Below are 25,667 nucleotides of genomic sequence, written 5' to 3'. Positions count from 1 at the left end.
CCATAAATAAAATTTACTTATGAGCAAAGCGAATCCTTATAGCCTCTAATAAAATCTAATACTTTATCTAGTTAATATTTTTATCTTTTTTGCAAGAGAAGATATAAATCCATAATCCTAACAATAAGAACATTATACAAGCAAATAGATTGCTTTGTGTTATTCCTGTTAAGAAGTTTTTACCAAATGCTATATCTACTTGGGCAGCAACTAGGCCAGCTACTACTATGCCCATTAATGCATCCCCTGCAACTAGACCTGAAGCAAGAAGAGTTCCTTTTTCCACAGCTTCTCCTTTTTTATCTTTATCTTTAGCGAATTTTCTTTCAACAATTTCTCTTATAATACCACCAACTAAGATAGCAGCATTTAAAGTTATTGGGAGGTATATTCCAAGTGCAACTGGTAGTATTGATATACCAGCTAATTCACAGAATAGTGCAATAGCAGCTCCTACTATTATTAATGTCCAAGGAAGTTGAGCTGTCATTATACCTTCAACGATCATCTTCATAAGCGTAGCTTGTGGTGCAGCTACATCTACAGAACCTATTCCATAGGCCCTCTCCAACATGTTGATTACTAATGCAGCGAACACACCAGCTACCGCAAGAGCAATAAACATTCCTAATTGAACTTTTTTAGGAGTACCACCAATAATAAATGTAGTTTTTAAACTTTGTGCAGCTCCACCAGCTACTGCTATAGCAACACAAACAACTCCACCTATTAACACACATTTAGTCATATATTCTTGAGAAACTCCACCAGTTAATTTAATTATAGTGGTTACAAATAGCATTGTAGCTATAGTCATACCTGAAACTGGGTTATTAGATGCTCCAATTATACCAACCATTCTAGCTGAAACAACAGCAAAGAAGAAACTGAATACAACTGCCATGATTCCGCCTAAGAATCCACCATTTATCATTGGTAATAACCATGTTAATGCAAATCCAAAGGCTGCTGCTAAAATAACCCAAGTTAGAGGTGCTTCTATGTCAATTCTACTAACTTTTTCATTTCCACCAGCACCTATTCCACTCATAGCTTGTTTAAAGCTTGTTATTATAGTTGGAATAGATTTGGCAAGAGAGATAAATCCTCCCATTGCAACAGCTCCAGCACCTATATATTTAATATAGTCAGCCCATATTTCGTTAGCGCTCATCTCAGCTATAATCTTAGTTGCTGGGAATAGTGGCTCTACTAATCCTACTCCTAAAAATTTAATTAATGGTATAAGTGCAAACCAAGCTATAACAGAGCCACCAAACATAAGCAATGATGCTTTAGTACCAACAATAAATCCAACACCAAGAAGTGATGCTAATGTATCAAATCCCATCATTGTTCCTTGATAGCTTTTAATTACATAAGTAGCCTGTTCTCCCCAAAGTGCAAATCCACCTGAGAAAAGCTTATATCCGGCTCCTACACCAAGTCCAGTCATAACTGTTTTAAAGCCTTGCCCACCTTCGCTACCAGTTACAAGAACCTCAGCTGCCGCCATACTTTCTGGATAAACTAAATTTCCATGCTCTTCAACAATTAAGTATCTTCTAAGTGGTGTAATAAAGAATACACCCATAACCCCTCCAATAATAGTAACAATAACAACTGTAAAAATACTTAATTTTAATCCCCATAAAATTAATGCTGGTAAAATAAATATAACACCACCAGCAATAGATTCTCCCATAGCAGCTAGTGATGCTACTATGTTAGCTTCTAGAATGTTATTTCTTCCGAACATTCCCTTTAATATTCCAGTAGCTATTATCGCACCTGGTATACCTGCTGATATTGTCATACCAACTTTTAAGCCAAGGTATGTATTAGCTGCTGCAAAAATACAAGCTAATATAATGCCTAAAATAATTGAGTACCCTGTTGTTTCCGGCATTGCCACTGAGGTTGGCACAAACGGAACATAATCTTCTCCTTTACATTCGCCATAGGCTGTGTGGGATAACTTTTTTCTCTCTTGGCTCATAAAATAATTCCTCCTCTTTTTCAACTTTACTTTTAGTAATTAAGTCATATAGTTTGCTCTAAAAAACTACAGATTTAACTCTATAGGGATTTATTAATAAAGGTCAAATGAATTTATTAATTAAAATTCAAATTAATAAATTCATTTGAACATTTATCCTATTTCATATTCTTTAATAATTTCTGTATGAACTCCCACACATTTTGTACTGAAGTTATACTCATATGTTCTTGTGGAGTATGAACATCATATAAGTTTGGCCCAAAGCTTATCATATCAACATCAGCCATTTTTTCTTTTAAAAGTCCACATTCAAGACCTGCATGGATAGCATCTATTTTTGGCTCTTGTCCTGTAATTTCCTTATATGTCTCTACACAAAGATCTCTTATCTTTGAATCTGGTTCATATTGCCATTCTGGATAATCTGAATCATTTACCATTTCAGCCCCAACTAATTTTGATAATGTTCCCACTCTATCAACTATTTCATTCTTTAATGTTTTAACAGAACTTCTTATTGCTGATACAAAAGTAACTTTTTCTTCACTAAATACTATAACTCCTAAGTTTAAACTACTTTCTACTAGTCCTTCTATATCTTTGCTCATAGTTTGAACTCCATTAGGCATTAAATTTAAGAAATTCACTATACTAGTTGTCACTTCACGAGTCAATTGTTTTTCAGCTTTAGATTCTGAAATTTCTAATTTTACATCTGGATCTTGAACTCTTAATTCTTCTTTAAATGTGTGTATAGTATTATTCGCTATTGTTTTCATTTTTTCTAAGTTTGCAGTATCTGCTGTTAAAATAACCTCAGATTCACGTGGAATAGCATTATTTTTAGCTCCACCACTAATATGAGCAATATTAAAGTGAACCTCTTTACCTATTGAATTTAATAATCTTCCCATAAGCTTATTAGCGTTTCCTCTTTGCTTAATTATCTCCATTCCGGAGTGTCCGCCTTTTAAGCCTTTTATTTCTAATTTTAACGCAGAACTGTTAGTATTTTCCCATTGGTTATTGATGTGAACATAGTTAGTAACTCCACCTGCACAACTTACTAAGAATATGCCTTCTTCCTCGGAATCAATATTTAATAGTACTTTTCCATCTAAATGTTTAGGGTCTACAGCAATAGCACCATACATACCAGTCTCTTCACCAGTAGTAACAAGCAATTCTAATGCTGGATGTGGTATATCTTTAGAATCTAATAATGCTAATCCATAAGCTACAGCAATTCCATTATCTGCACCTAGAGTTGTTCCATTTGCATATATATAATCTTCTACAATTCTAAGTTCTAATGAATCCTTCTCAAAGTCATGCTTTGTATCTTTATTTTTTTCACAAACCATATCCATGTGACCTTGAATTATGACTGGTGATACGTTTTCATATCCAGGTGTAGCTGGTTTCTTTATAATTACATTTAGCTCGCTATCTTGTATTACCTCTAAACTTCTTTCTTTAGCAAAGTTAACTAAAAAGTCACTAATAGCTTTTTCATTACCTGACCCATGAGGTATCTTAGTCATATCTTCAAAAAAGCTAAAAACCTTAGTTGGTTTTAAATTCTCTAATACTGGCATTTTCCTTCACTCACCTTTCTAATTTTATAAAATCATAATGTATTAATGAAATTTTATTTATTAACATTTTATTAATAGTATATTAATATACTATCTTAATATATTCTTAATACTAATAATAATCATAATTAAAATCAAACTTAGCATTATTAAATAAAGTGGCAAAATCCTTTAAAAACATCCAGTTTTCTTTATCTTTTTTAATTTTTCATTTATTTGGAATATTTTATTTATTAAGAATTATTCGTAAATAATTTAATAAAATTTAACAATTTACAGTGCTAAAATTCATAACTAAAAACATTGATATTTTTCTCATTGTCTTCTTTATAGCCCTCTCATTATATTGATGTAAATATTAGTGCATATATAGATAAACTACCTTAGAAATTAATGTATAGCTGAATATAGCTACACTTTTAAATATTTCAATTCACAATATAAAATTTGCAATTATATTGAAATTAATTCTTTATAAATTAATTTCTTAAACTAATTTTTTACTAGTAATGCATTGCTAACCCTTTATAAGAAGTAACTACATTGCTTCAAATGGAAAAAGTCTATACCTTCTTAGATATAGACTTTTTCTTATATAATTATTCACTTGTTTGACTACTAGAAATTTCATCGTTATTTTCTTCTAGAGAATAAACTCCTCTATATTTTTCTGGTACTAATTTTGCAATTGAAAGCATAAGTTCCCTTAACGCTCTATTACTATAATTATTTTTATCCTCGTCTTTTTGCTTTTCTACTATTTCTACCGGTAATCCTATGTTAATAAATATATCTGCTCTCCTAAAACTTTCTTGTCCCATATCATTATCATTTATTGGCATAAAATCTTCTGTTCCACATAATCCTATTGGTACTATAGTAGCTTTAGACATTTTTGCTATTAAAAGAAGTCCTTTTTTAGCTTCTATCATACTACCAGTTCTACTTCTTGTCCCTTCTGGAAAAATAACTATGTTTCTTCCCTCTTTTAAGTTTTTAATTATCTTTGCAATAGCCTCTTTATCAGCAGAATTTGGTTTTATAGTTATAGTTTCAATAATTCTTACTCCCATTTTAGTAAAAGAATTTTCACTTAATTTTTCTCCAGCTACAAATATAGGTTTTTTCTTCTCAAGAACTTTATTTAAAACTAGACCATCTGCATTGCTTAAATGATTGGCTATAAATATAATTGGTCCTTCTAGCTTTTCTATATTTTCATATCCAGTAATTTTAACATTTGCATATTTTTTATAGTATTTATAAATAGCTGATTGTATTAATTTATCTCCTAAGCTTTTGGGAAGCTTTTCTATCAAACGAAATTTAGCAGCTAAATCCATTCTTTATCCACCTCTACACTTTAAAATTCTATCATAATTCTCAATTTATAAAACCTATATCAATTTATAATTGTCTAAGGTTTATTCTTAAAAAGTTTATCATAATACTCCCTTATATATGGGGAATTTATATTCTTGATTATATTATCCTTATCTTCATGCTTTATATTATTATAATTAATAAGACTATTTCTTATTAGGATATTTTTACCTCTCCATCCACAGCTACATTTTTGATACTTCTCTTTAAAGCTACTATTATTCATAGTAATTATATCTATAAGCTCATCTTCTTTCATAAAATCAAAGGCTTTAAATTCTTCTATATGAGAAAGCTTAGCCTCTTTATTATAAGGGCATATATCTTGACAAATATCACATCCAAAAATTTTACCTTTAAACTTATCAAACCAATATTCATCTATATGCTTTTTTTGAGTCAAATAGGATAGACATCTATTAAAATCGTTATCCTTTACTTGCTCTTTAAGAGCGTTGGTAGGACAAGCATTTAAACATAATTCACATTTCCTACAACTTTCCTTTACAGGGATATCAATTTCCAAGGATAAATCTGTTATTATTTCCCCTAGAAAAATGTAAGACCCATATTCCTTAGTGATAAATGTATTATTTTTTCCTACGAATCCAATACCACAAAGATACGCAATATATCTTTCTGGAAGTGGATTATTATCAACAAATCCTATAGCTTTTCCACCTAAACTTTCAATATATCCACATATTTTCTGCAGATATCTTTTTACTACCACATGATAATCTTCACCTAAAGTATATTTTGAAAAATATTTAACCTTTCGATTTTCATCATGCAAATACGGAAATGCTATTGATATTATAGTTTTCCCATCTTCCATTAATAAAAATGGATTTATTCTTTTTTCTATATCATCTTCTTCAAATTCTATCTGAAATCCTTTTTCTTTCCTATAAGAATAATAATTTTCTAATTCGGAAAAAACTCTACATGTTGTAAACCCTACAGTTGTAAGCCCTAAAGAGTTACAAAAGTTTATAATACTAGTTTTGTCGTTCATGCTTATAATCCTTTATAAATTTTATTTAATATATTATATCACAACTTATACAATGGAAAATTGACGATGGACAATTGACAATTAATGTGGAAATTATTTTTTAGCAAAATAATTTCTTTGAACGTTTTTTTGACTAGCAATGAAATTGCTAGTTTTTTTGGCGAACAGTGTTCGCCGCTACAGGATCAATTTATAGATTTCTCAGTGATAACTGAGAAATATCCATAATTGTCCATTGTCAATAGTCAATTCTCAATTATTTAAGTATTCTGCTATATATTTTCCTATTAATTCACTTTCCATTTCTATCTTATTTATTTGTTCATATCCTTTAACTACAGTGCCACAAGCAAATATTCCATCTATTGAAGTTTCCATATTATCTTTTAAAATCATTTTTGAACTTTCTGAATCTATATCTATACCAGCTTTTAAAGCTAGAGTATTTTCTGGATGAAGGTAAATAGATAGAACTAAAGTATCACAACTTATATAACTTTTACTATTAGGAATAACTTTATTATTCTCATCTAAAAGTCCTATATTCACTCCTTCAACTCTTCCCTTACCAAAAACATTAGTAACTCTAGACTTTAACATAACAGGTATATTAAAATCCTTAATAAAGGTTTTTACTTCTTCATTAATTGCACTTAGCCCTTCTGTAGTTTCAATGATTCCTTTAATCTTTGCCCCTTCTAGTACTAAACTTCTCGTTGCAAATAATGCAGGATCTCCTGAACCTAAAACTAACACTTCTTTACCAGGCATTATTCCAGTTCTATTAATTAATTTCAATGTGGATAAAGAAGTAATTATCCCTGAACATCTATGGCTTAATATGTTTTTATATCCTAATGGTCTTTCTCTACATCCCATAGCTAAGATTATTGCCCTTGAAGAAATTTCTAAAATTCCTTCTTCATTTACTGCTACTATGGTTTTATTTGTATGTAAACTTATCACATCTGTTGAAGTTTTATATTCTATTTCATATTCTATTAGTTTATCAACTAAACTTTGAATATACTCTGGTGCTGTCAAATCTCCCTCTATATATTTACTGGTAAATCCACTGTGAATACAATTTATTAACATTCCTCCAAGTTCTATTTCTCTATCTATAATTAAAATATCTTTAACACCATTTTCCTTTGCAGCAATTGCTGCCATCATACCACTTGGTCCTCCACCAATAATTACAAGGTCATATTTTATCATAAATAAACCCCTCCATAATAATAGGTCACTAATTTCTAAGTTTCTATACACTACCAATTATAATATAAAATTCATAAGTTGTAACTTATTCAATTTATAGTTGTGGATTAACTAAGTTTAAACCTAAAAATAGTATAACCCTATAAGGCCATACTATAATTTATTTAGAATTATTTTCTTACTTGATGTATAAGTAACAGTAGGGCTAAAAATAACAACTATAAACATTAATATGTTAGCTAGAGTTATTTCTCGCCCTTCTACTGTAAAATACATATCTAATAGAAATAGTTTGAGTTTTACTATGAATGTTAACTACCATCATTAATGTTACACCAAATTTACCTGATCTTTAGTAAAACTATTTAATTAGATATATAAATATATCTAATTAAATAGAATTTCTATAGGCATCCTATTAAAATCTTATAATATAAATTTATTTAGAAATTTAAAGCATTACTAATCCACTCTTTTTTTAGGATTGAGTAAACTGCTAAACTACAAAATTTATTATTTCTAATTTGAACTTCCCTTAATGTTCCTTCATAAACCATTCCACATTTTTGCATTACTTTTCCAGAAGCTACATTATTAATGTCATGTTTTGCACAAATTCTGTTTACTCCGACTTCTTCAAACAGGTATTTTATTATTGCATTAAAAGCCTCTGTTGTAATACTTTTATTCCAATATTTACTTGAAATACAATAGCCAATTTCACAAGCATCATGCATATCTTCTAATTTAACAATTGATATATTACCAATTACCTCGTTAATCTCTTTTAGCTCCATTACCCAATTATAAACACTATTATCTTCATATTTAGATATCCATAGATTAATAATCTCTTCTGAATCCTTAATATCTTTGTGAGTTTGCCAAGATAAATACTTTGTTACATTAGCATCGCTTCCCCAATTCTTAAACATATTATTTGAATCTGTATCTTTAAACTTTCTCAAGATAAGTCTATCAGTCTCTATTAAAATAGTACCTTTATGTTTCATCAAATCCTCCCCTTTATTAGCCTTAATTATATTATTATATACAAATAAAAGTAAATCTCAAGAAAAGTTTACTATTTATGCATATATTGCTGTTTTGGTTTTAAAGTCCTTTAGCAAAGAGGATTAACGCATAGAATCAAATCATCTTCTACAACTTTTGCTAAAGTCCTATATGCAGAAAAAAACTCTATAAATATAGCTATATTTATAGAGATTAATTAAATTTCCCACCTTTTTTAAAACAGCACCACTTAAAACTATACTACTAATTATAGAATTTATGACTAAAGGGAAAGTTATTTTTAAGAATGCCTTAAATTTACTACTCTTAAAGTTCTTGCACAATATTCATCATCAATACTTATAAATCCTAATTTTATATTTTGACACATAAGTGGAAGTGAAACTACAATAGAGGCTATAACGAAGATGTCCATGAAATTTTATACTTTTCCTAACAATTCATAAGAAATTAAATGGTTACAATTTTACTCCTAAAAATATGAGAAGAATTCCTAATATGATATAAATAATTGTTTCATAAGAAAATTTATTTTTCTTATTTTCTTTTATATAATTTTTTATTTTATCTATTGTTTGATTACATAAACTACTATTTTCAAGCTGAGATAAGTAAAGTGTAGTTCTTTTAAATATTTCTTTTAATTTTATATCCACTCGCTTTTCTCCATAAGCTATCATTAAAGTGTCATCTTCAAATTCCCATGGAATACTTTTTTGTGAAAAAAAATCTGCTAATAGTTCAATTAATTCTTCCTTACATAATCCATAAACAGTATAAACTTTCGCATAAAATACAAATATCACTAAAATAGCGGCTATACATATAGTTGTTATCAGTGTAAATCCGTCCTTTTCTCTAAAATTTCTTAATATTAATTCAATAAAAAGTATATAAAAAAATATTGAACTTCTAGTTATTCTTTCTTTAATAATAAATTTTCTTCTGCTTATAAGAACTCCAAACAGTATAATTATAACTCCAAATAATATACTTAAAACTTTAAAAATCATAATCTTCCTCCTAAATATCTCTATCCCTAAATTATATGATTCAAAAAAGTTTTATACCATTTAATACCATTTTATTTTTAAATATAATTATTTAACTCTACATTGTACTAGCTAAATTTATTAGAGGTTATAACTCTCAAAATTCTCCTGATTATAAGAAGTTACACAGTAATTTCTCATAAAAAAACTAGCAACTGTATTGCTAGTTTAAAAATCAATTGAAGAAATTAGTTCGATTAAAACTAATTTCCTCCGCATTGTTAATTGTCCATCGTCAATTCTCAATTGCCTAAGTTTATATTTATCAAAATTACTAACATTATTATATAAAAAACCCAAGAGAAATTATTATAACTCCAAGTAATATTAATATTGCCGACGCTGTTGAAAACTTATTTCTTTTATCTTTATAAAATTCTTTTTTTAGCTCCTCTATTATTTCATCACATTTCTCTTTATCTTCAATATTAACTACATTAATAGATGTAGTATGAGATGTAGATTTTAGCTCAATTTCAGTGGTTTTTTTCCCTATATCCACTGATAGCTTATTTTTATTCTTAGCTACACTATAATTAAAGTTTTTTCTTGTGAAAAAATTAGTTAGAACTGTAGTTGCCTCATCTTTTGACATACCAAAAAAAGAATAAGTTTTCCTATAATATATAATTACTAAAATACAAAATATAGAAATTAATATCATTGAGGCTATAAATATAGCTATATTATCTAATTCTATTTGAAAAATACCTTGAAAAATTAAGTAAATGAATAGGAATGTAAGAAAAGAACTTTCTTTTATAACTATTTTTCTTTTAGATATATATAAACCAAATAATAAAATTATTATTGCTGATAAAATATTAACATACTTTATTATCATATATCTCTCCTAAAATATTAATATTTATTATAATAACATTTTTTTTAAATTATTTTCAATATTTATACTATTAATATTTCTTAAATTTTATAAGTTATATAAGATATGACTTAATGAAAATATTTTTTCCTAATTACAGTCATATTCATTTTATTATAATAGGTCCATAAAAATTGTAATATTTATATAGTTGATGATATTTAAATAATAGATTATAATTATTACAAATTAGTTTGATTATCAAAATATTTTACAATCAAAATAAAGGAGATGTTTTATTAAATGGATATAAAACCATTAAAAATAGGAGATTTAGAAGCAAGATTACCTATAATTCAAGGGGGAATGGGGATAGGTATCTCCCTATCTAATTTAGCTTCTGCTGTTGCAAACTGTGGAGGTATTGGAATTATCTCTGCTGCACAAATAGGATATGATGAAGAAGATTTTGAAACTAATGCTTTTGAGGCAAATTTAAAAGCATTAAGAAAACATATAAAGCTTGCTAAAGCAAAAGCTCCAAAAGGAATAATAGGAGTTAATTTAATGGTAGCGATGAAAAATTATGAAGAATATGCTCTAGAAGCTATAAAAAGTGGAGTAGATTTAATAATTTCAGGTGCTGGGCTTCCTACTACTCTACCTAAAATAGTTAAGGGGTATAAAACAAAGATTGCACCTATTGTATCTTCATTAAAAGCAGCTTCTGTAATATTAAAAATTTGGGATAAAAAACATAATGTAGCTCCTGATATGATTGTAGTAGAAGGTCCTAAGGCAGGAGGACATTTAGGGTTTCACAAAGAAGACATGGAAAAAGAAGAATGTAGCTTAGAGAGTGTAGTTCCACAAATAATTGAAGCAGTTAAACCTTATGAGGAAAAATATAATAAAAATATTCCTATAATTGCTGCTGGTGGAATTTATGATGGATTTGATATTGCAAAATTTTTAAAACTAGGTGCTCAAGGAGTACAAATGGGTACTAGATTTGTAGCTACAGAAGAGTGTGATGCACATATAAACTTTAAAAAAGCTTATATAAATAGCAGTAAAGAAGATATTTCACTGGTTAAAAGTCCTGTAGGAATGCCTGGACGTGCCATATTAAATAATTTCACTAAAACAGTGGAATGTGAAAAGCAAAAGGTTGATAGGTGTTATAATTGCTTGATTCCTTGTAATCCTAAAGAAACTCCATATTGTATAACCACAGCTTTAATAAATGCAGCAAAAGGTAATATGGAAAATGCATTAATTTTCTCTGGTGAAAATGCATATAAAGTGAATAAAATAGTTTCTGTTAGAGAACTTATGTATGCTCTTGAGGGTGAAATAATGATTTCAATTGATGATTAATAATTATAATTAGTTAAAGATTAAGAATGAAGAACTTATGGAAATTTTTATTAAAGACACTTTATAACTTTAATAAAAATTAATTTTCTCCTTAGTTCTTCATTCTTATATTTTTTTCCCATTCTTTTATGTTATAGCCCTAAACTTGGTTTAAGTATTATAGCTATACTTCCTTTGAATGCTTGTTCTTCCAACATTGTAATTAATAATTAAATTATAAGAATAAAATATATTCTATGTGTAATACTAAGATTGAAATAAAAAGTTAGGAGTGATTTTATGCAAAACTTAAACCAAATGGAATTACAAAATCTTCGTCATCTTATTGGCGCTCATGGAACAATAGCAAATAAGCTTGATGATTTTGCTAATCAATGTACTGATCAACAATTAAGCCAAATGCTAAAAACTGATGCTCAAGAAGCAAGAGCTGCTAAACAAAAATTAATGGGATTCTTAGGATAGGAGGGTGTAAAAATGCAAGAAAAAGATATAATGAATGACTATTTAAGCATGATTAATAGTAGTTTAACTGGCTATGCTAATATGATAGCTCAAACAGATAATCAACAATTAAGACAGACACTTCAACAAATGAGAGACAGTGATGAAACTCGTCAATATAAAATTTATCAAGCAGCTAAAGAAAAAGGATATTATAAACCTGCTCAACCAGCAAAACAAGATGAAATAAGCACAGTAAAATCTGAATTAACTATGGGATAATACCTATTATTCTTAAAAATTAACAAAAGATTATTTTTACTTCAAAACTTTCATAAAGGCAGGAATACCTGCCTTTATCTCATTAATCAAACATATAAACTTTCACATTAATAATTAGTACATATGTCCATAAGCTTAATCAGTTGATTTTTTAATGCTTTCTTATCACTCCTCCATGAATAAAGCTCTCCCGGCCCTCCGTATTCTAAAGTTACAATATCTGGTGAACATTTTGAAAGAGCCCATTGTAAAACTTCAAAATCTTCTTCCTCCATTTCCAAATGATAATCTCTAAGCTCTATACCTTCGATTTCATGAGTACCTACTATATGTATTTCCTTCACTCTATCTAATGGTAATTTCTCTAAATAGCTATAAATATCTTCTCCACTATTTCTTGCTGTTACTTTCGCATGTGCAATATCTAATAATAAATGAGCATTAGTTTCATCACATACCTTTTTTATTATATGTGGTTTTACGCATATCTCCATAATTCCAAATTCTTTTATATCAATTGATGAATATGGCATATTCTCTACTAAAAAAGGAACTTTTATATTATCAATCCAAGCTTTTGTTGTTTCACTCATATATTCAATTATTTTTTCTTCCGTTACATCTTTATCCCAATCTTGTATACATGATGCTAAATGAAATCCATAATGAGGTGATTTAAATTTTTTTATACTATCATTTACGTATTTCCAATCTACATCTTTTATATTTTTCATTGTTGCTCTTTCATTAAAACCTAATCCATGTAAAAGAACTGGCCGCAAAGAGAGAGATACTTCAAGTGCTTCATTGTATATATCATAAAGACCAAGTTTTATATAATCTACATCAACTATGTTTTCTTGTAAGAGTTCTATAAGTTCTTTTGAATAATTACATCCTAGTAACATTTCTAAACTCCTCTTATTAATTATGATTTTCACATAATAAATTATTCATTTTGATCTGTTGTCCACCCTTTTGAAATAATATCATCATCCACTTTAAAAGCTAATCCCTTATTTCTTACGTATAGGATATTTTCGTCAGGATATATAGCAACATCCTCCTCTTCTTTAGTTCCAACATCCAGTATTTGCAATATCTCTTCACTATTATTAATAAATTGATGTGAAATATTTTTGCCAGCAGGCTTTGAAATTACATCTCCAGATTTAACTTCAAATTCTTCATCGTTTATTCTTATGATTCCCTTCCCACTCATTATAAGAAAAAACGCTTCTTGCATTGAGTGATGATGATATTTTGTACTTTTAGCACCTGGTTCTATATAATCTATATTTACATAGATTTTTTCACTACCTACAGCATTTCCTACATACATTGTTTTAGCACCTTGAAACTTGCTAATATATTGATTTGGTATATTATTTATATTGTATATATTTTTCATAAAGCACTCCCCTTCTTATTGAAAGTATTTCTATATAAATTAAATCTATTAGCCTTTCTAATTCTACCATTTCAGTAATTCATAATTATTTTAAAATTTTATTCTTATTTAATTCACTTGGTTAAAAATGTACAAATAAATCATTTTGAATTTTGAATTATCATCACATAATCAAAATAATCTGCTGTTGTTCCTTTTTTATGATAGCCATTTTGAACAAACACAATTTCAGAAATAAAATCTGTATATAATGCTTTAGAAAATGGTGAGTTTTTGCCATTTAACTTAATTAAAGTATGATTCGACTTTAAATATTTATCTAAAACTTCATTGTCATTATAGGTAGATAGAATGTCTTCTGCTCTTCCAGAATAAGAATTTTTATAAAATAATGCTATAGATAAAATTTTATCTTTTAGCTCTGGAATTTTTTCATTAATATCCTCTGCTAGCCATACTCTATTTGTAGTTTCCTCTTTGTAAATATGACTTAGGCCAAATTGTCCAAAATATTTTCCTTTTGGATAATGGTTATAAATTTTTTCAAAATTTTCATACAATTTTTCTTCTCTTTTCATATGAGCTAACTCGTCATCAAGTAAGTCGCCTTCCCATACTTCTATAGTATTTTTTAAATTATCTATTAACATAAAGAAATCAAAAGCTTCCTCTTTTAATATATCCTCATATAGTTTTTTATTTTTATATATTTTATCTACTAACACTGGCAGTTTATTTTTGTATTTATCAAATTGTTTTTTCAATTCTTCAACAGAAGTATTTTCATCTAAATTCATAAGTTCATCTAGCTCTTTAAGAATACTTAAGTCTTTTTCAACGTCTTCATACTTTTTATCTTTTAACATATCTATTAAATATGGTTCAGTTCCAAATCCATCAATACCTATACCTACAACTTGTATTTTATCCTCATCTTCCAATGCTTTATTATATCTATATATTTCTTTCCACATCTCGTATTTTTCAGGTCGTCTTTTTTTATTTATAAATTTATTTAAATAATTTTCATCACCTGTTTGTAGATACTTATTTTTGTAAATTGAATATAAATATTCATCTTCCTCTACCAAATATTTAAAATTAGTCTCCTGTTTTAAATATTTTAAGAATTTTAGAAATATCTTTGCATTATCTTTAATATCATGAACTTCTCCTATTAAAAATAATTCATTATTTTTAAGATCATCTTTTAATAATTTAAAAGATGAATAATCTTCATTATCTTCTAAATCAATTTGAACGTTATTTTTATCTAAATACTTATAATATTGTTTTAAAGATACTTCATCCTTCTCGCTTTTATCGGAATTAGTGCAAGATGTAAAATTAAATATCATAATAATTGCAATAATTAATAATGATATTCTTTTTTTCATATCTATAACCTCCCATATAAATATAATTGAAAATTAACGATGGACAACTTTTTCAATCCACAGTTCACAATGTAAAATTCACAATTGTGGAAATTTCTCAGCAATAGCTGAGAAATTTAGAATTGATTTGTTTTTGAAGCTACTATGTAACTTCTTATAAAAGCTAGCAGCTATAGTCACTCCATAGTATTACTTAAAATTACTAGTGCTGCTCCAACCTATACTTCACCTTAGGGGAACCCTAAAGGGCTTCACTACTGTTCCCCAGAGGTGGAAAACTATCAATTGCATTGCTAGTAAAACTCAGTTAAAGAAATTAATTCTTAAAGAATTAATTTCTACATTAATTGTGAATTTTGAATTGTACATTGTGAATTGCTTTAATATGTTTGTATCTCTAGTAGATCTTCTATTCTGTCATTCATAAATTTATATGAATCATAAACCCCTTGGTTATAAAATTCACTTGATAGTTCTTCTATGATAAAATCTAAAATCATTCCACAAGCTAAATCTCCCAATTCTTCTTCTCTTTCTTCTAAAAAATAATTTTTAATTTTAGATATCATTTCTTCTCTTTTTTCTTTACTTAATTTAATTTTACTGTTCATAGTTTTATTTTAGTGATAAGTTGTCTAGCAAGTATACAACTCTCACTAAAGCCTCCTTTCTTCCATACTATACTTTTTTTGAAATCCTCCATTAATGCAATATTGTATTATGTGGCCATAGTTAAATTGTTATTATATTGTAAATATATTCTACCAAAAATATTAATAACCTTTCTTTTTTTCCATATAAAGATAAATAATCATAACTAACTAATTACCTTTTCAATTATTATTGTAAAAAGAAGAAATCATAGTTAAAAATACTTTACTTTTATAAATCCGTTCATTAATATTACTTTTATGGTTTTTATTGACAGAGTAATTTGGAAATGATATTATTAATTTGGTTAAATTTAGAAGAAAACTGTGAAGTGTGTTCTGTATATGGGCATCTAGAACATATGAAGTTACTGATGCAACCGGCTTCTAAAAAATTGTATTATTAGGGGGAATTCTTTATGAAATCAAAAAGAACTTGTTCATTAGTAACAATTATGGCATTGGTTCTAGCTGGAACTATTAATGTAAATGTAAATGCATCTGTGCAAGAGAACCACAAAACACTTACTGATAAATTACCAACTAACATAGTTATCAATTCAGTAGAAGGAAATAAAACTACTATACCTAAATGGACAAAAAATACTAGATATTATGTAAGTGATAAAGTTATACATGAAGGTAATATTTATGAATGTATAGTAGATCACTTTAGATTATCTCCATCAACAAAGTATGTGTGGAAACTCATAGGAGAAGAATGGAAAAGAAATACTAAGTACTACGTAGGTGATAGAGTTATATATGAAGGTAATATTTATGAGTGTATAGTAGATCACTCTAGATTATCTCCATCAACAAAGTATGTATGGAAACTTGTAGGAGAAATTTAGTCCTATGCATAGGCTAGATTATTATAAAAGTCTTTAATTATTAAACTCAAGAATAAAATACTTAAATTATATCAAATATTATTAAAAATTCCTCAAATAGAGGAATTTTTTTTATATATCAAAAGATAAAAAAGACTAAGCTTATATTGCTTAATCCTTAAACCTTAAGTGTATGATACTTAACTCTTCCCTTTAAATTTATTATGCTGCCTAGTTATTTTTTTGAAGATGACTTAACTTTAAAGCCTTCATCTGTAGTTATTATTTTTATGTTTAAAATATTAAGTAACTCAGATAAACTCTTAACTTGATTAATATATTTGATGTTGTTTTTTTTAACTAACAATTCTACCATTTTTATAATGTCTTCTTTTTGCTCTTTATTAAGTTTGTAATTATCTTTTAAACACAATCCATTAATATAAATTAATGTAGTCCAAATTTGCTCCTCTGCAATTTTATTAATATCCATAAGTACCCATGTAAAATCTTTTCTTCTGTAATTTGCTGGATATGCCTTCTTAAAAAACTCTATAAAGTGATTAATAGGCTTTGGATCTTTTTCCTTAACATACTTTCCTAATTGTGCTTTTAGTTGATTCTTTAAATACATAATTGTATTAGGTTTAATAATATCTTTCATTTCATCTATACTATTATAAATTAATGTATATGTATCTTGTATTTGCTCACTTGTTATATTGCCTGCCTTAAGTACTTTTGTAATACTAATATATTCTAATATATTCTTCTTGCAATTTAATTCTTTATTATATAGTACTTCCCAAATTTCCTTTGCCCCTAACCCCTCTAAGTTTTTATTTATCTCTAATTCACCTTTATCATTAATATCCATATTAAATTGTACCATCCTTTTTTTGTTTTCATTATATCACACTTAGGATATGAAATTCTTAAGGATTTTAGTAATATATTTTACTATAGTTCACTTAAAACTCTATAATTTATTTTATATTATTAAACCTAAATATTAATTTATCACCATCGAAGGTTGAACCATAAACTTCTTCAAATTTCCCATTGGTATAATTAGAAATAGTTTTATGCCAAAACTTCTGACCTTTTATATTTCTTTCAGCAGGATTTGTGTAAACCTCCCATTTACCTGAAAACTTATCGAAGACTTGTTTTGCAGCTATTTCTGCTATGTTTTTACCACGATAAGGTCTTAGTAAAAAGACCTCATAAATATAATAATCTGTTCCATTAGGCGAGTAAGGCTTAGCTGCCACCAAGTCAAATCCTGCCGGTTTACCATCAACAAATATGATAAAAGGAAAAAGTTCATCGGGCTTTTCAAACCATATATTTTGAAGATCATATTGTTCCATTAAAGTCTTAATAGACTCTTCTTCATAAATTCCATATTTATTAGGTACATTTCCATAAATCTCAGACAAATCATATAAATATAGTGGATAAAGGTTTTTAATTATATTTGAATTTTCTTTATCTGATAAAATTACTTTTACCTCCATAAAAATCTCCTTTTTAATATTCAAGGGACGGTTCATTAAAATATGTAATATACTTTAATGCTAAAAAATAATGAACCGTCCCTTATTTATATTTAATTTTCTTCAATAATTTTTTTAATTATATTCTTAGAATTTATTATTACTTCATCTTCATCTACAACTTCGAATATTATCTTACCATCAAAATCTTTAAGCATTTTCTCAAAGATATACTTAAAATCTATTTCTCCATTACCAACTGGTAAATGTTCATGAATGGCATTAAAACTTTTATCTGCAATATGAAGTATTTTGGGGTTTTTAATTTGAATTATACTTTTAAGATGGTCATAACTATCTATATGGGCTATATCTAATAGTAGTTCTACATTTGGATTTTTTGAAAACATAATATTTATTTCTTCAGTTTTATAAAAAATAGGATCTAACTTACTATTGTTTTCCACATATAGAGTTATACCTGCTTTTGAAAATACTTTATTTGCATATGAAATCTTTTCTGTAAGTTTGAAAATTGTACTACTATTTATTTCCTCACTCTCACATATAGGATGTATTATTACTTCTTTATGTGAAAAATAATTTAAAATATCTAAAATTTTTGATACATGTTCATCAAATTCATTAATATCTAACACAGCATGAATTATAACAGGAAATCCCTGCTCTTTTATAACCTTTGCTTTATCACCTTCAATTTTATCTATTGAAATATCGCCTTTCATATACCAAATCTGCATAAAATCAAAACCATTATCGATTGAAAACTTTACTTCTTTATCATAATCATTAAACCATCTTATGCTTCTTCCATAGTAAATCATCATATTCTCCTATCTAATGGGGACCGTTCATCAAAATATATAAATATTTTTTAATTACTAAAAAAATAATGAACCGTCCCTTATCTATTTCTTTACTTCAAATATACAGGCTTTTGTGGTTATGGATATATCTACTTTTTCTTTAATGTAATCATCTATATATTTTCTAAAATCATCTTTCTTTTTTCCTACAAGTACAGAGGTTCCTTTTATACTAGAAGCTTTATAAGAAACAATAGCATCAATATCAGATGTAACAATCTTTCCTTCTAAGACTTCCACCTTAACTTCACTAAAATATTTTTCTAATAATGCTTGTCCATCTTCAAGTTGGAATCTATCACACATTCCATTGCTATGGAGCCCTAAGGTAGCATCAAATTTTTCTATGATATTATTTAACTCGTTCATGGTTTCACAGGAATTGGCGGTGACATAAAACATCCCATCTTTAACAAGAACTCTTTTTATTTCTGATAAGGCTTTTTCTATATCTGGAACAAGATAGAGCATATGTCTTGCAATTACTACATCAAAACTTTCATCTTCATAAGGAATATTTTGTGCATCAATTTCCTTATATATAAAATTTTGATTTATTTTTTCTAACTTTTCTTTTGTACTCTTGAGCATAGAAGTAGAAAAATCAGACAAAGTAACTTTCCAATTACTATTTAATCTCTCTCTGTTTTTAAGCCATAAATCTCCAGTACCACAACCTAATTCTAATATTCTTGCTTTACTTGGAAATTTCATTTGGTTAAAACACCAATTATTCCAATCTGTTTTATTAATATTATAACTATGAAGCTTAGTTCTTAAATTAAAATTTTCAGCATTTTTATACTGCTCTTTTACCTTACCTTCCATATTAGTTATCTTGATAATATCAATAAGTTTTTCAACCTCTAAAAATCCATTTTCTTTTATTTGATTTTCTGCTTTATCAAAGACAGTTATAACTGATTCTATATGTTTTTTCTTTTCTTCTAAAGCACTTTTTTGGGTGCTAATTATACTTTCCAAATTTTCTTCTCTTTTATATAAAATTTCATTTATCTCATTTAGAGATAACCCAATAAATTTCAAAGTAATAATTTGCTGAAGTTTCAAAAAATCTTCTTCACAATAAACTCTATATCCAGAGCTAGTTTTATATGATGGTTTTAATAATCCGATTTTCTCATAATGAAGTAATGTTTTTACAGTTACCCCTGCTCTTTTAGCAAACTCACCGATTTTCAAGATATTCCCTCCCTTCATAGTTATTCTAAGCTCCCACCTTAGGTGGGAGTCAATCTCTAGTTATAATGCTTTAAAATATAATATTATTAACTTTATTATAATTTTGCCTGTAAACTATGATTTTTCTTTACAGATTCATAAATAAATCCTATAGAAAAAATTATAACCATAAGAATATAAGATACTATTGAAATAATAGTTCCGTCAATTGTATCAGTAAACATCATCATTATTTTTGTTGCTATAGGCACTATAAGTATCATATAATTTTGAGATATTCCTGCTATTATAAAATTTTTATTTGCATCACTTACCAATATAAATTGCCAAAGATAAAAAAGGAATGATATAGCCCATAGACTATTACCTATAAAAAAACTCTTTACTCTATTGTGATTTGCCTTTGCAAATACTTTTCCAGCCCAAAACCAAAATATAATAAAAGCAATAGTAAAAATCCACGGAACTGCAACATACATTTCTGAGATAAAATGGACTCTAGCTATGACAATTACAAATATTAAAGGCATTAGTATTATTAGTATATACTTAAATTTATTTTCACATTTCATAAAAGTCTCTTCTCTACCTTACTAAATGATTTAAGAACCACTCCTTAGTAAAGTTAATTAAGGTATTATAATATTCGAGAAAACTATGATCAGCACCATCAATAATTTCTAGTCTACTCTCCTTAGGAAGTAAGGTCATTGCTCTTTTAGAATTTTCATAAAGAAGCTTTTCCTCCTCATCATTATTACCATGTATTATCAAAATAGGACAATGAATATTCTCCATAAGTTCACTTTGATTTGTTAACTCAAAGTCCATAAGCATTTGTTTATCAATTATTACTTGTTTTCTTATTCCTTCAGCTATATTTTCAGTGATATATCCTTTTTGATTTAATTCTTTAATTTGTTCTTCTGTAAAATGTTCACTCCAATTATATTTCATTGGACCAGTTAAAGCTCCTGATAAAACCATTGTATTTATATCTAAACTACAGCAATTTAAGCAAATAAGACTTCCAAGACTGTGCCCATAAAGTCCTATTTTTTTATATCCTAGTGATTTTACAAATTTGATTGCAGAATTTAAATCATCTATTTCTTTAGAAACAGTTATGCTATCGTCATCACTTTCTCCACATCCACAAAAATCAAATGTCAAAACATTATAACCACATTGATTAAGAGCTTCTGTCAGTCTAGGAAACCTCCCCTTTGAACGCTTATCAGAAATAAAACCATGAGCAAATATAATTATTGATTTAGAATTAGTAGGAAAAAGATTTCCTACTAATTTTAAATTTCTTGAGTTAATAAAAGTTATTCTTTCCATATTTATCCCCCTTTTTAATAACCACATCATATAAATATATTTTTCAATATATTCCATATTAGACCATATTATCCTCCCTTTATTACATAAAAAAAGCGCGACTACTGTCACGCTGATTAAGATTATAATAATTTAAAAATATAAATCAAAGTTACAAAGTTATATAATTCTAACGAACTCTAGCTCTATTTTTTCCATTATTTTTATTATTGCCTTTAACCCTGTCTTTTGGTTTATTTTGTTTCAATCTTCCCTTACTTTCTTTTCGATTATTTTCTTTTATGTTAGGCTTATCTTTAGCCTTAGATTTATATGTACCTGTCTTTTTATTTTTATTATATTCTACATTATTTTTATTTCCCTTAGGCTTTATTAAGCATTTTGGTCCATATCCAATTAAATCCGTTCTTCCTGCTTCAGTCAATGCTTCATGCACTAAATTATAATGTTTGGGATTTTTAAATTGAAGCAACGCTCTTTGCATAGCTTTTTCATGCTTAGTCTTTGGAATATAAACTTCTTCCATAGTTAATGGGTCAAGTCCTGTATAAAACATAGCTGTTGATAATGTTCCAGGGGTTGGGTAGAAATCTTGAACCTGTTCTGGTTGATAATTAATATCTCTCAAATACTCAGCTAATTCTATTGCTGAATCTAATGTACTTCCTGGATGGCTTGACATTAAATACGGTATTATGTATTGTTTTTTCCCTAATTTTTCATTTATTTTAAAGAATTTTTCTCTAAATCTATCATAGGTTTTTCCAGCTGGTTTTCCCATATATTTTAAAACATTGGCTGATACATGTTCTGGAGCAACTTTTAGTTGACCACTTACATGATGCTCTATAAGTTCTTTAAAAAATTTATCATCTTTATCTGCCATTATGTAGTCATATCTTAACCCTGAGCGTACAAATACCTTTTTAATCTTAGGTAAACTTCTTACCTTTCTAAGTAATTGTAGATATTCGCTATGATCTACGTCCATGTTCTTACATGGGTTTGGATATAAGCACTGTTTATCTTTACAAGCTCCAAACTTTAATTGTTTTTTACAAGCAGGACCTCTAAAGTTTGCAGTTGGACCTCCAACATCATGAATATATCCTTTAAAGTCTTCAAAATCTGTAATTTCTTTTGCTTCTTCTAATATTGAATCTTCACTTCTACTTTGTACAATTCTTCCTTGATGAAAAGTTATGGCACAAAAAGAACAGTTTCCATAACATCCTCTTGAGCTAACTATGCTAAATTTAACTTCATCTATAGCAGCTATTCCACCTTGCTCTTCATAAATAGGGTGATAATTTTTTTGGTATGGAAGAGAGTAAACTTTATCTAGCTCTTCTCTACTTAATATCATCTCTGGTTTGTTTTGCACCAAATATTTGTTTGCATGCTTTTGTACTATAGTCTTTCCTCTAATTGGATCTTGCTCCTCATATTGTACTTTAAAAGCTTCAGCATGCTTTCTCTTATCTGCACATACTTCTTTATATGATGGTATTTCAATATAATCACTTACATTTTCTAAATCTTCTACTACATAACAGGTTCCTGGCACATGGGTAATATACTTAGATTCCAAGCCATCATTTAAATTGTTTGCAATTTCCACAATTTGCTTTTCACTCATTCCGTATACTAAAAGGTCTGCACCACTATCAATAAGCATAGACTTCCTGACTTTGTCACCCCAATAATCATAATGAGCAAATCTTCTAAGGCTTGCTTCTATACCACCAATTATGATAGTGACATTTTTATATGCTTCTCTAATTTTATTACAATAAACAATTGTTGCTCTATCTGGCCTTAATCCCATCTTTCCGCCAGGAGAATAAAAATCTTTATCTCTTAGCTTTTTACTTACAGTATAGTGATTAACCATAGAATCCATATTACCTGCGTTTACTAAAAATCCCAATCTAGGTTTTCCCAATTTTTTGAAGTCGTCAATATTTTTCCAATCTGGTTGAGCTATTATCCCTACTTTATAACCTGCATTTTCTAAAACTCTAGAAATGATTGCAGTCCCAAAGCTATGGTGATCTATATATGCATCTCCTGTAACTAAAACAAAATCTAATTCTTCCCATCCTCTGCTTTTCATATCTTCTTTACTAATTGGTAAATATGTATTTTTCATTCTCCTCACCTGCTCATCTCTTGTTAATCTATAGTAAATTATATCATTATATCTTTAATTTTTACTTGGGCATCTTCAAAAAATAATAGACCAGTATGTTAGCCTATTTTCCATCATACTGCGTTGTCAGAACCCACCCATAGCGCTACTATGAACAGAACCTGACGCCTTGTCTGATATAAAATATCCTCAACATCTTTAATTAGTTATTTTTTCAGATGCCTAATTAAGTTTCTGAAAGATAAAGTGTAAAAAGGTATGCTAAACTATCAAATTAGCATACCTTTGTTGTTGTAAAAGTTACTGCAAAAGCCTTTGCAATTTTAAATTTTGCTATCCTAAAGTAAACCTATTACATCTTAGTATGATGAGTTTCATCCGTAAAGACGAATGCTAACCTTAAAGATATAGTTTTATATTATCTCTAAGAACTTTATTTTCTCATATATAACTATACTTACTGATGTAATCCAAATCCTGTTATAACTAATGTAGCCCAATCAACTTCACCATTGTCAATCCAATGATATTCAATATCAAGTTCTTTAAGCCATGCATTAAGACCATTGCTTCTTTTGCTTACATTTGGTGATTGTCTTCCAAACTTATCTTTTATGATTTCAAGTAATTCTATTTGCTCATTTTTACCTAACTCTTCATCTAACATTTCTGATATAACTTCACAGCACTCTCCATAAGCTTTATGATCTTCATAATACAACTCATTAGCTAATAACTGTCTTTTCTTATTTAGGTCATCTTTTACAGTATTAATTTCCTCTAAATTTGATAAGTACCTTTTAGCTATATTCATCGCTGCAATGTCATTATCTATTTTAATTATTGTTTTCTCTAATTTTGCATTTCTCATTTAGTCTTCTCACTTTACGTTTTTATTTAGTCATTTATTAATTATATCATTAATACCTTATGGCTGACAGCTTTATTATTTAAATATCAAAATAAAATAACTACTCAAATATGAAAGGAATATTTTATGTCAAGTAATGAAACAATTTCCACTCATGGCATGGCTATGAGCAGACTCTTATGACGAAATATTACCAAAAATAGACTAGCATACTAACTAGTCCTATGCATCTTTTGAAGATACCTTATATTATATATAATTATTAAATATTCTTTATATCCTGACATATATTTTCTCTTACTTTATTTCAATTATTTTTCTCCAAAAGCATATATTACTGGCATATTAAAATGAAATCCATCTATCTTTCTGTATTTTTCAAGTCCATTAAGTACATCTACTTTAAATTCTTTAAGCTTATTATCACCAAGTTCTTCTATTCTTTCAAAAATTGTTCTTACTGCATTAGACCACATTTCTTGCCACCATTCTTCTTTGCTTTTATAAACAACATCTGCATCTTCTTGATAAACTTTGACATTTCTAAAACCTGAATCTTCTAATGTTTTTTTCGCACCATCTAATGTATTAAACTGTGGAATGTCTGGTTTTTTATCGCTATTTTCACTAGTTGAATCTGTATTTAAATATTTATTAACTATTTCTGTCAGCCATTTTTGATCCTTGTGTACTCCCCATATACTAAATCCAACTTGACCATCTCTTTTTAGTACTCTTAATACATCATTTAATTTATTATCGCTAAATAAGAGATATCCTATACCAAATCCGCAAATAACATTATCAAAAGAATTATTATCAAAATTTAAATTTTCTGCATTCATCTGTATTACTTCTGCATTTTCTATATGTTGCTTTAAGATATCCTTATATGTTTCATTTACCATAACTTCTGAAATATCTATGCCTACAGCATGTCCACTTTCCCTTATTTTATTTATAGCGGAAAACAGTGAAGCTCCCCTGCCCATACCAATATCTAACACTTTTACACCTTTATTAATGCTTGAAAGTTCAACTAATCTATCTCCGAATTGATTCCAATAATCAGGTCCAATTTTGCCAAATGTAGGTGCAACTTTATCCCACACTTCTATAAATTTTTGTTTTTCTTTATTCATATTTTATTTACCCTCTCACTTTATTTGGCAAATATCATTA

26 protein-coding genes and 1 riboswitch are annotated in these 25,667 nt (G+C 27.9%); of the genes, 4 read left to right on the top strand and 22 right to left on the bottom strand.

The window, feature by feature from the left end; all coding sequences use genetic code 11:
• Positions 1 to 67 precede the first annotated feature (67 nt).
• The 9 genes from B3603_RS10915 to B3603_RS10875 all read right to left on the bottom strand — a co-directional run bounded on the left by B3603_RS10915 (position 68) and on the right by B3603_RS10875 (position 10,153).
• Complete coding sequence (locus B3603_RS10915) at positions 68 to 1,999, bottom strand: OPT family oligopeptide transporter (RefSeq protein WP_291564564.1); 1,932 nt, start codon at positions 1,997 to 1,999, stop codon at positions 68 to 70.
• A 158-nt stretch (positions 2,000 to 2,157) separates the two neighbouring features.
• Positions 2,158 to 3,600 (bottom strand): aminoacyl-histidine dipeptidase, encoded by a 1,443-nt coding sequence (locus tag B3603_RS10910; protein ID WP_291564562.1) that lies wholly within the window; start codon positions 3,598 to 3,600, stop codon positions 2,158 to 2,160.
• Positions 3,601 to 4,199: 599 nt separating this feature from the next.
• A complete protein-coding gene (locus tag B3603_RS10905) occupies positions 4,200 to 4,943 on the bottom strand; it encodes a lysophospholipid acyltransferase family protein (protein ID WP_291564559.1) in 744 nt (247 codons plus the stop codon).
• 74 nt (positions 4,944 to 5,017) lie between these two features.
• Positions 5,018 to 6,001, bottom strand: coding sequence for a tRNA epoxyqueuosine(34) reductase QueG (gene queG, locus B3603_RS10900; RefSeq protein WP_291564556.1), 984 nt, complete (start codon positions 5,999 to 6,001; stop codon positions 5,018 to 5,020).
• A gap of 252 nt (positions 6,002 to 6,253) precedes the next feature.
• Positions 6,254 to 7,222 (bottom strand): NAD(P)/FAD-dependent oxidoreductase, encoded by a 969-nt coding sequence (locus B3603_RS10895; RefSeq protein WP_291564553.1) that lies wholly within the window; start codon positions 7,220 to 7,222, stop codon positions 6,254 to 6,256.
• 443 nt (positions 7,223 to 7,665) lie between these two features.
• Positions 7,666 to 8,235 (bottom strand): GNAT family N-acetyltransferase, encoded by a 570-nt coding sequence (locus B3603_RS10890; RefSeq protein WP_291564551.1) that lies wholly within the window; start codon positions 8,233 to 8,235, stop codon positions 7,666 to 7,668.
• A gap of 302 nt (positions 8,236 to 8,537) precedes the next feature.
• Positions 8,538 to 8,672: a hypothetical protein gene (locus B3603_RS10885; protein WP_291564548.1), complete on the bottom strand. Its 135-nt coding sequence runs from the start codon at positions 8,670 to 8,672 to the stop codon at positions 8,538 to 8,540.
• Positions 8,673 to 8,715: 43 nt separating this feature from the next.
• The gene (locus B3603_RS10880; RefSeq protein WP_291564545.1) at positions 8,716 to 9,270 is read right to left on the bottom strand and encodes a hypothetical protein; all 555 of its coding nucleotides are present in this window, start codon (positions 9,268 to 9,270) and stop codon (positions 8,716 to 8,718) included.
• 322 nt (positions 9,271 to 9,592) lie between these two features.
• Positions 9,593 to 10,153, bottom strand: a complete 561-nt coding sequence (locus B3603_RS10875) for a hypothetical protein (RefSeq protein WP_291564543.1) — start codon at positions 10,151 to 10,153, stop codon at positions 9,593 to 9,595.
• A 282-nt stretch (positions 10,154 to 10,435) separates the two neighbouring features.
• On the opposite strand from B3603_RS10875, the gene B3603_RS10870 reads away from it, so the two are divergent.
• The 3 genes from B3603_RS10870 (at position 10,436) to B3603_RS10860 (ending at position 12,238) form a co-directional block, all read left to right on the top strand.
• Positions 10,436 to 11,512 carry an NAD(P)H-dependent flavin oxidoreductase gene (locus B3603_RS10870; RefSeq protein WP_291564540.1) on the top strand — a complete coding sequence of 359 codons (1,077 nt, stop codon included), beginning with the start codon at positions 10,436 to 10,438 and terminating at the stop codon, positions 11,510 to 11,512.
• A gap of 279 nt (positions 11,513 to 11,791) precedes the next feature.
• Positions 11,792 to 11,977, top strand: a complete 186-nt coding sequence (locus tag B3603_RS10865; RefSeq protein ID WP_291564537.1) for a hypothetical protein — start codon at positions 11,792 to 11,794, stop codon at positions 11,975 to 11,977.
• A gap of 12 nt (positions 11,978 to 11,989) precedes the next feature.
• On the top strand, positions 11,990 to 12,238 hold the full coding sequence (locus tag B3603_RS10860) for a spore coat protein (RefSeq protein ID WP_291564534.1): 249 nt from the start codon (positions 11,990 to 11,992) through the stop codon (positions 12,236 to 12,238).
• A 107-nt stretch (positions 12,239 to 12,345) separates the two neighbouring features.
• On the opposite strand, the gene B3603_RS10855 is transcribed toward B3603_RS10860, so the two are convergent.
• The 4 genes from B3603_RS10855 to B3603_RS10840 all read right to left on the bottom strand — a co-directional run bounded on the left by B3603_RS10855 (position 12,346) and on the right by B3603_RS10840 (position 15,657).
• Positions 12,346 to 13,146, bottom strand: a complete 801-nt coding sequence (locus B3603_RS10855) for a DUF692 family multinuclear iron-containing protein (RefSeq protein ID WP_291564532.1) — start codon at positions 13,144 to 13,146, stop codon at positions 12,346 to 12,348.
• A 41-nt stretch (positions 13,147 to 13,187) separates the two neighbouring features.
• Entirely contained in the window at positions 13,188 to 13,649 is a 462-nt protein-coding gene (locus tag B3603_RS10850; protein WP_291564529.1) for a cupin domain-containing protein, read from the bottom strand.
• A gap of 140 nt (positions 13,650 to 13,789) precedes the next feature.
• Positions 13,790 to 15,046: a hypothetical protein gene (locus tag B3603_RS10845; protein WP_291564526.1), complete on the bottom strand. Its 1,257-nt coding sequence runs from the start codon at positions 15,044 to 15,046 to the stop codon at positions 13,790 to 13,792.
• Between the two features lie 380 nt (positions 15,047 to 15,426).
• Positions 15,427 to 15,657, bottom strand: coding sequence for a DUF2164 domain-containing protein (locus B3603_RS10840; protein ID WP_039635442.1), 231 nt, complete (start codon positions 15,655 to 15,657; stop codon positions 15,427 to 15,429).
• Between the two features lie 350 nt (positions 15,658 to 16,007).
• Positions 16,008 to 16,090: riboswitch (cyclic di-GMP riboswitch) on the top strand.
• Between the two features lie 25 nt (positions 16,091 to 16,115).
• On the opposite strand from B3603_RS10840, the gene B3603_RS10835 reads away from it, so the two are divergent.
• Positions 16,116 to 16,550 carry a carbohydrate-binding protein gene (locus B3603_RS10835; RefSeq protein WP_291564524.1) on the top strand — a complete coding sequence of 145 codons (435 nt, stop codon included), beginning with the start codon at positions 16,116 to 16,118 and terminating at the stop codon, positions 16,548 to 16,550.
• Positions 16,551 to 16,764: 214 nt separating this feature from the next.
• On the opposite strand, the gene B3603_RS10830 is transcribed toward B3603_RS10835, so the two are convergent.
• From B3603_RS10830 to B3603_RS10790, 9 genes are all read right to left on the bottom strand, one after another.
• The gene (locus tag B3603_RS10830; protein ID WP_291564521.1) at positions 16,765 to 17,406 is read right to left on the bottom strand and encodes a hypothetical protein; all 642 of its coding nucleotides are present in this window, start codon (positions 17,404 to 17,406) and stop codon (positions 16,765 to 16,767) included.
• Positions 17,407 to 17,515: 109 nt separating this feature from the next.
• Positions 17,516 to 18,049, bottom strand: coding sequence for a GNAT family N-acetyltransferase (locus B3603_RS10825; RefSeq protein WP_291564518.1), 534 nt, complete (start codon positions 18,047 to 18,049; stop codon positions 17,516 to 17,518).
• Positions 18,050 to 18,141: 92 nt separating this feature from the next.
• Positions 18,142 to 18,873, bottom strand: coding sequence for a sugar phosphate isomerase/epimerase family protein (locus B3603_RS10820; protein ID WP_291564515.1), 732 nt, complete (start codon positions 18,871 to 18,873; stop codon positions 18,142 to 18,144).
• 84 nt (positions 18,874 to 18,957) lie between these two features.
• Positions 18,958 to 20,118: a MerR family transcriptional regulator gene (locus B3603_RS10815; RefSeq protein WP_291564512.1), complete on the bottom strand. Its 1,161-nt coding sequence runs from the start codon at positions 20,116 to 20,118 to the stop codon at positions 18,958 to 18,960.
• A 95-nt stretch (positions 20,119 to 20,213) separates the two neighbouring features.
• Positions 20,214 to 20,690: a hypothetical protein gene (locus tag B3603_RS10810; RefSeq protein ID WP_291564509.1), complete on the bottom strand. Its 477-nt coding sequence runs from the start codon at positions 20,688 to 20,690 to the stop codon at positions 20,214 to 20,216.
• A gap of 13 nt (positions 20,691 to 20,703) precedes the next feature.
• A complete protein-coding gene (locus B3603_RS10805; protein WP_291564506.1) occupies positions 20,704 to 21,462 on the bottom strand; it encodes an alpha/beta hydrolase in 759 nt (252 codons plus the stop codon).
• A gap of 169 nt (positions 21,463 to 21,631) precedes the next feature.
• On the bottom strand, positions 21,632 to 23,614 hold the full coding sequence (locus B3603_RS10800; RefSeq protein WP_291564503.1) for a YgiQ family radical SAM protein: 1,983 nt from the start codon (positions 23,612 to 23,614) through the stop codon (positions 21,632 to 21,634).
• A gap of 457 nt (positions 23,615 to 24,071) precedes the next feature.
• Complete coding sequence (locus tag B3603_RS10795) at positions 24,072 to 24,485, bottom strand: hypothetical protein (RefSeq protein WP_291564500.1); 414 nt, start codon at positions 24,483 to 24,485, stop codon at positions 24,072 to 24,074.
• 311 nt (positions 24,486 to 24,796) lie between these two features.
• Positions 24,797 to 25,627 (bottom strand): class I SAM-dependent methyltransferase, encoded by an 831-nt coding sequence (locus B3603_RS10790; protein ID WP_291564495.1) that lies wholly within the window; start codon positions 25,625 to 25,627, stop codon positions 24,797 to 24,799.
• Positions 25,628 to 25,667 lie beyond the last annotated feature (40 nt).

The organism is Clostridium sp. UBA2485, assembly GCF_002341865.1.
GTDB lineage: Bacteria > Bacillota > Clostridia > Clostridiales > Clostridiaceae > Clostridium_J.
The sequence above is the reverse complement of the archived record's forward strand: the minus strand, read 5'-3'. Positions and strand labels throughout refer to the sequence as shown.

Excerpts from the sequence above, each read along its gene's own strand:
- B3603_RS10800 (WP_291564503.1), bottom strand. The coding sequence starts at position 23,614 with ATGAAAAATACATATTTACCAATTAGTAAAGAAGATATGAAAAGCAGA.
- B3603_RS10835 (WP_291564524.1), top strand. The coding sequence starts at position 16,116 with ATGAAATCAAAAAGAACTTGTTCATTAGTAACAATTATGGCATTGGTT.
- B3603_RS10845 (WP_291564526.1), bottom strand. The coding sequence starts at position 15,046 with ATGAAAAAAAGAATATCATTATTAATTATTGCAATTATTATGATATTT.
- B3603_RS10850 (WP_291564529.1), bottom strand. The coding sequence starts at position 13,649 with ATGAAAAATATATACAATATAAATAATATACCAAATCAATATATTAGC.
- B3603_RS10805 (WP_291564506.1), bottom strand. The coding sequence starts at position 21,462 with ATGGAAAGAATAACTTTTATTAACTCAAGAAATTTAAAATTAGTAGGA.
- queG (WP_291564556.1), bottom strand. The coding sequence starts at position 6,001 with ATGAACGACAAAACTAGTATTATAAACTTTTGTAACTCTTTAGGGCTT.
- B3603_RS10830 (WP_291564521.1), bottom strand. The coding sequence starts at position 17,406 with ATGGATATTAATGATAAAGGTGAATTAGAGATAAATAAAAACTTAGAG.
- B3603_RS10910 (WP_291564562.1), bottom strand. The coding sequence starts at position 3,600 with ATGCCAGTATTAGAGAATTTAAAACCAACTAAGGTTTTTAGCTTTTTT.
- B3603_RS10890 (WP_291564551.1), bottom strand. The coding sequence starts at position 8,235 with ATGAAACATAAAGGTACTATTTTAATAGAGACTGATAGACTTATCTTG.
- B3603_RS10795 (WP_291564500.1), bottom strand. The coding sequence starts at position 24,485 with ATGAGAAATGCAAAATTAGAGAAAACAATAATTAAAATAGATAATGAC.
- B3603_RS10860 (WP_291564534.1), top strand. The coding sequence starts at position 11,990 with ATGCAAGAAAAAGATATAATGAATGACTATTTAAGCATGATTAATAGT.
- B3603_RS10880 (WP_291564545.1), bottom strand. The coding sequence starts at position 9,270 with ATGATTTTTAAAGTTTTAAGTATATTATTTGGAGTTATAATTATACTG.
- B3603_RS10905 (WP_291564559.1), bottom strand. The coding sequence starts at position 4,943 with ATGGATTTAGCTGCTAAATTTCGTTTGATAGAAAAGCTTCCCAAAAGC.
- B3603_RS10810 (WP_291564509.1), bottom strand. The coding sequence starts at position 20,690 with ATGAAATGTGAAAATAAATTTAAGTATATACTAATAATACTAATGCCT.
- B3603_RS10840 (WP_039635442.1), bottom strand. The coding sequence starts at position 15,657 with ATGAACAGTAAAATTAAATTAAGTAAAGAAAAAAGAGAAGAAATGATA.
- B3603_RS10885 (WP_291564548.1), bottom strand. The coding sequence starts at position 8,672 with ATGGACATCTTCGTTATAGCCTCTATTGTAGTTTCACTTCCACTTATG.
- B3603_RS10875 (WP_291564543.1), bottom strand. The coding sequence starts at position 10,153 with ATGATAATAAAGTATGTTAATATTTTATCAGCAATAATAATTTTATTA.
- B3603_RS10865 (WP_291564537.1), top strand. The coding sequence starts at position 11,792 with ATGCAAAACTTAAACCAAATGGAATTACAAAATCTTCGTCATCTTATT.
- B3603_RS10790 (WP_291564495.1), bottom strand. The coding sequence starts at position 25,627 with ATGAATAAAGAAAAACAAAAATTTATAGAAGTGTGGGATAAAGTTGCA.
- B3603_RS10825 (WP_291564518.1), bottom strand. The coding sequence starts at position 18,049 with ATGGAGGTAAAAGTAATTTTATCAGATAAAGAAAATTCAAATATAATT.
- B3603_RS10820 (WP_291564515.1), bottom strand. The coding sequence starts at position 18,873 with ATGATTTACTATGGAAGAAGCATAAGATGGTTTAATGATTATGATAAA.
- B3603_RS10895 (WP_291564553.1), bottom strand. The coding sequence starts at position 7,222 with ATGATAAAATATGACCTTGTAATTATTGGTGGAGGACCAAGTGGTATG.
- B3603_RS10855 (WP_291564532.1), bottom strand. The coding sequence starts at position 13,146 with ATGTTACTAGGATGTAATTATTCAAAAGAACTTATAGAACTCTTACAA.
- B3603_RS10915 (WP_291564564.1), bottom strand. The coding sequence starts at position 1,999 with ATGAGCCAAGAGAGAAAAAAGTTATCCCACACAGCCTATGGCGAATGT.
- B3603_RS10870 (WP_291564540.1), top strand. The coding sequence starts at position 10,436 with ATGGATATAAAACCATTAAAAATAGGAGATTTAGAAGCAAGATTACCT.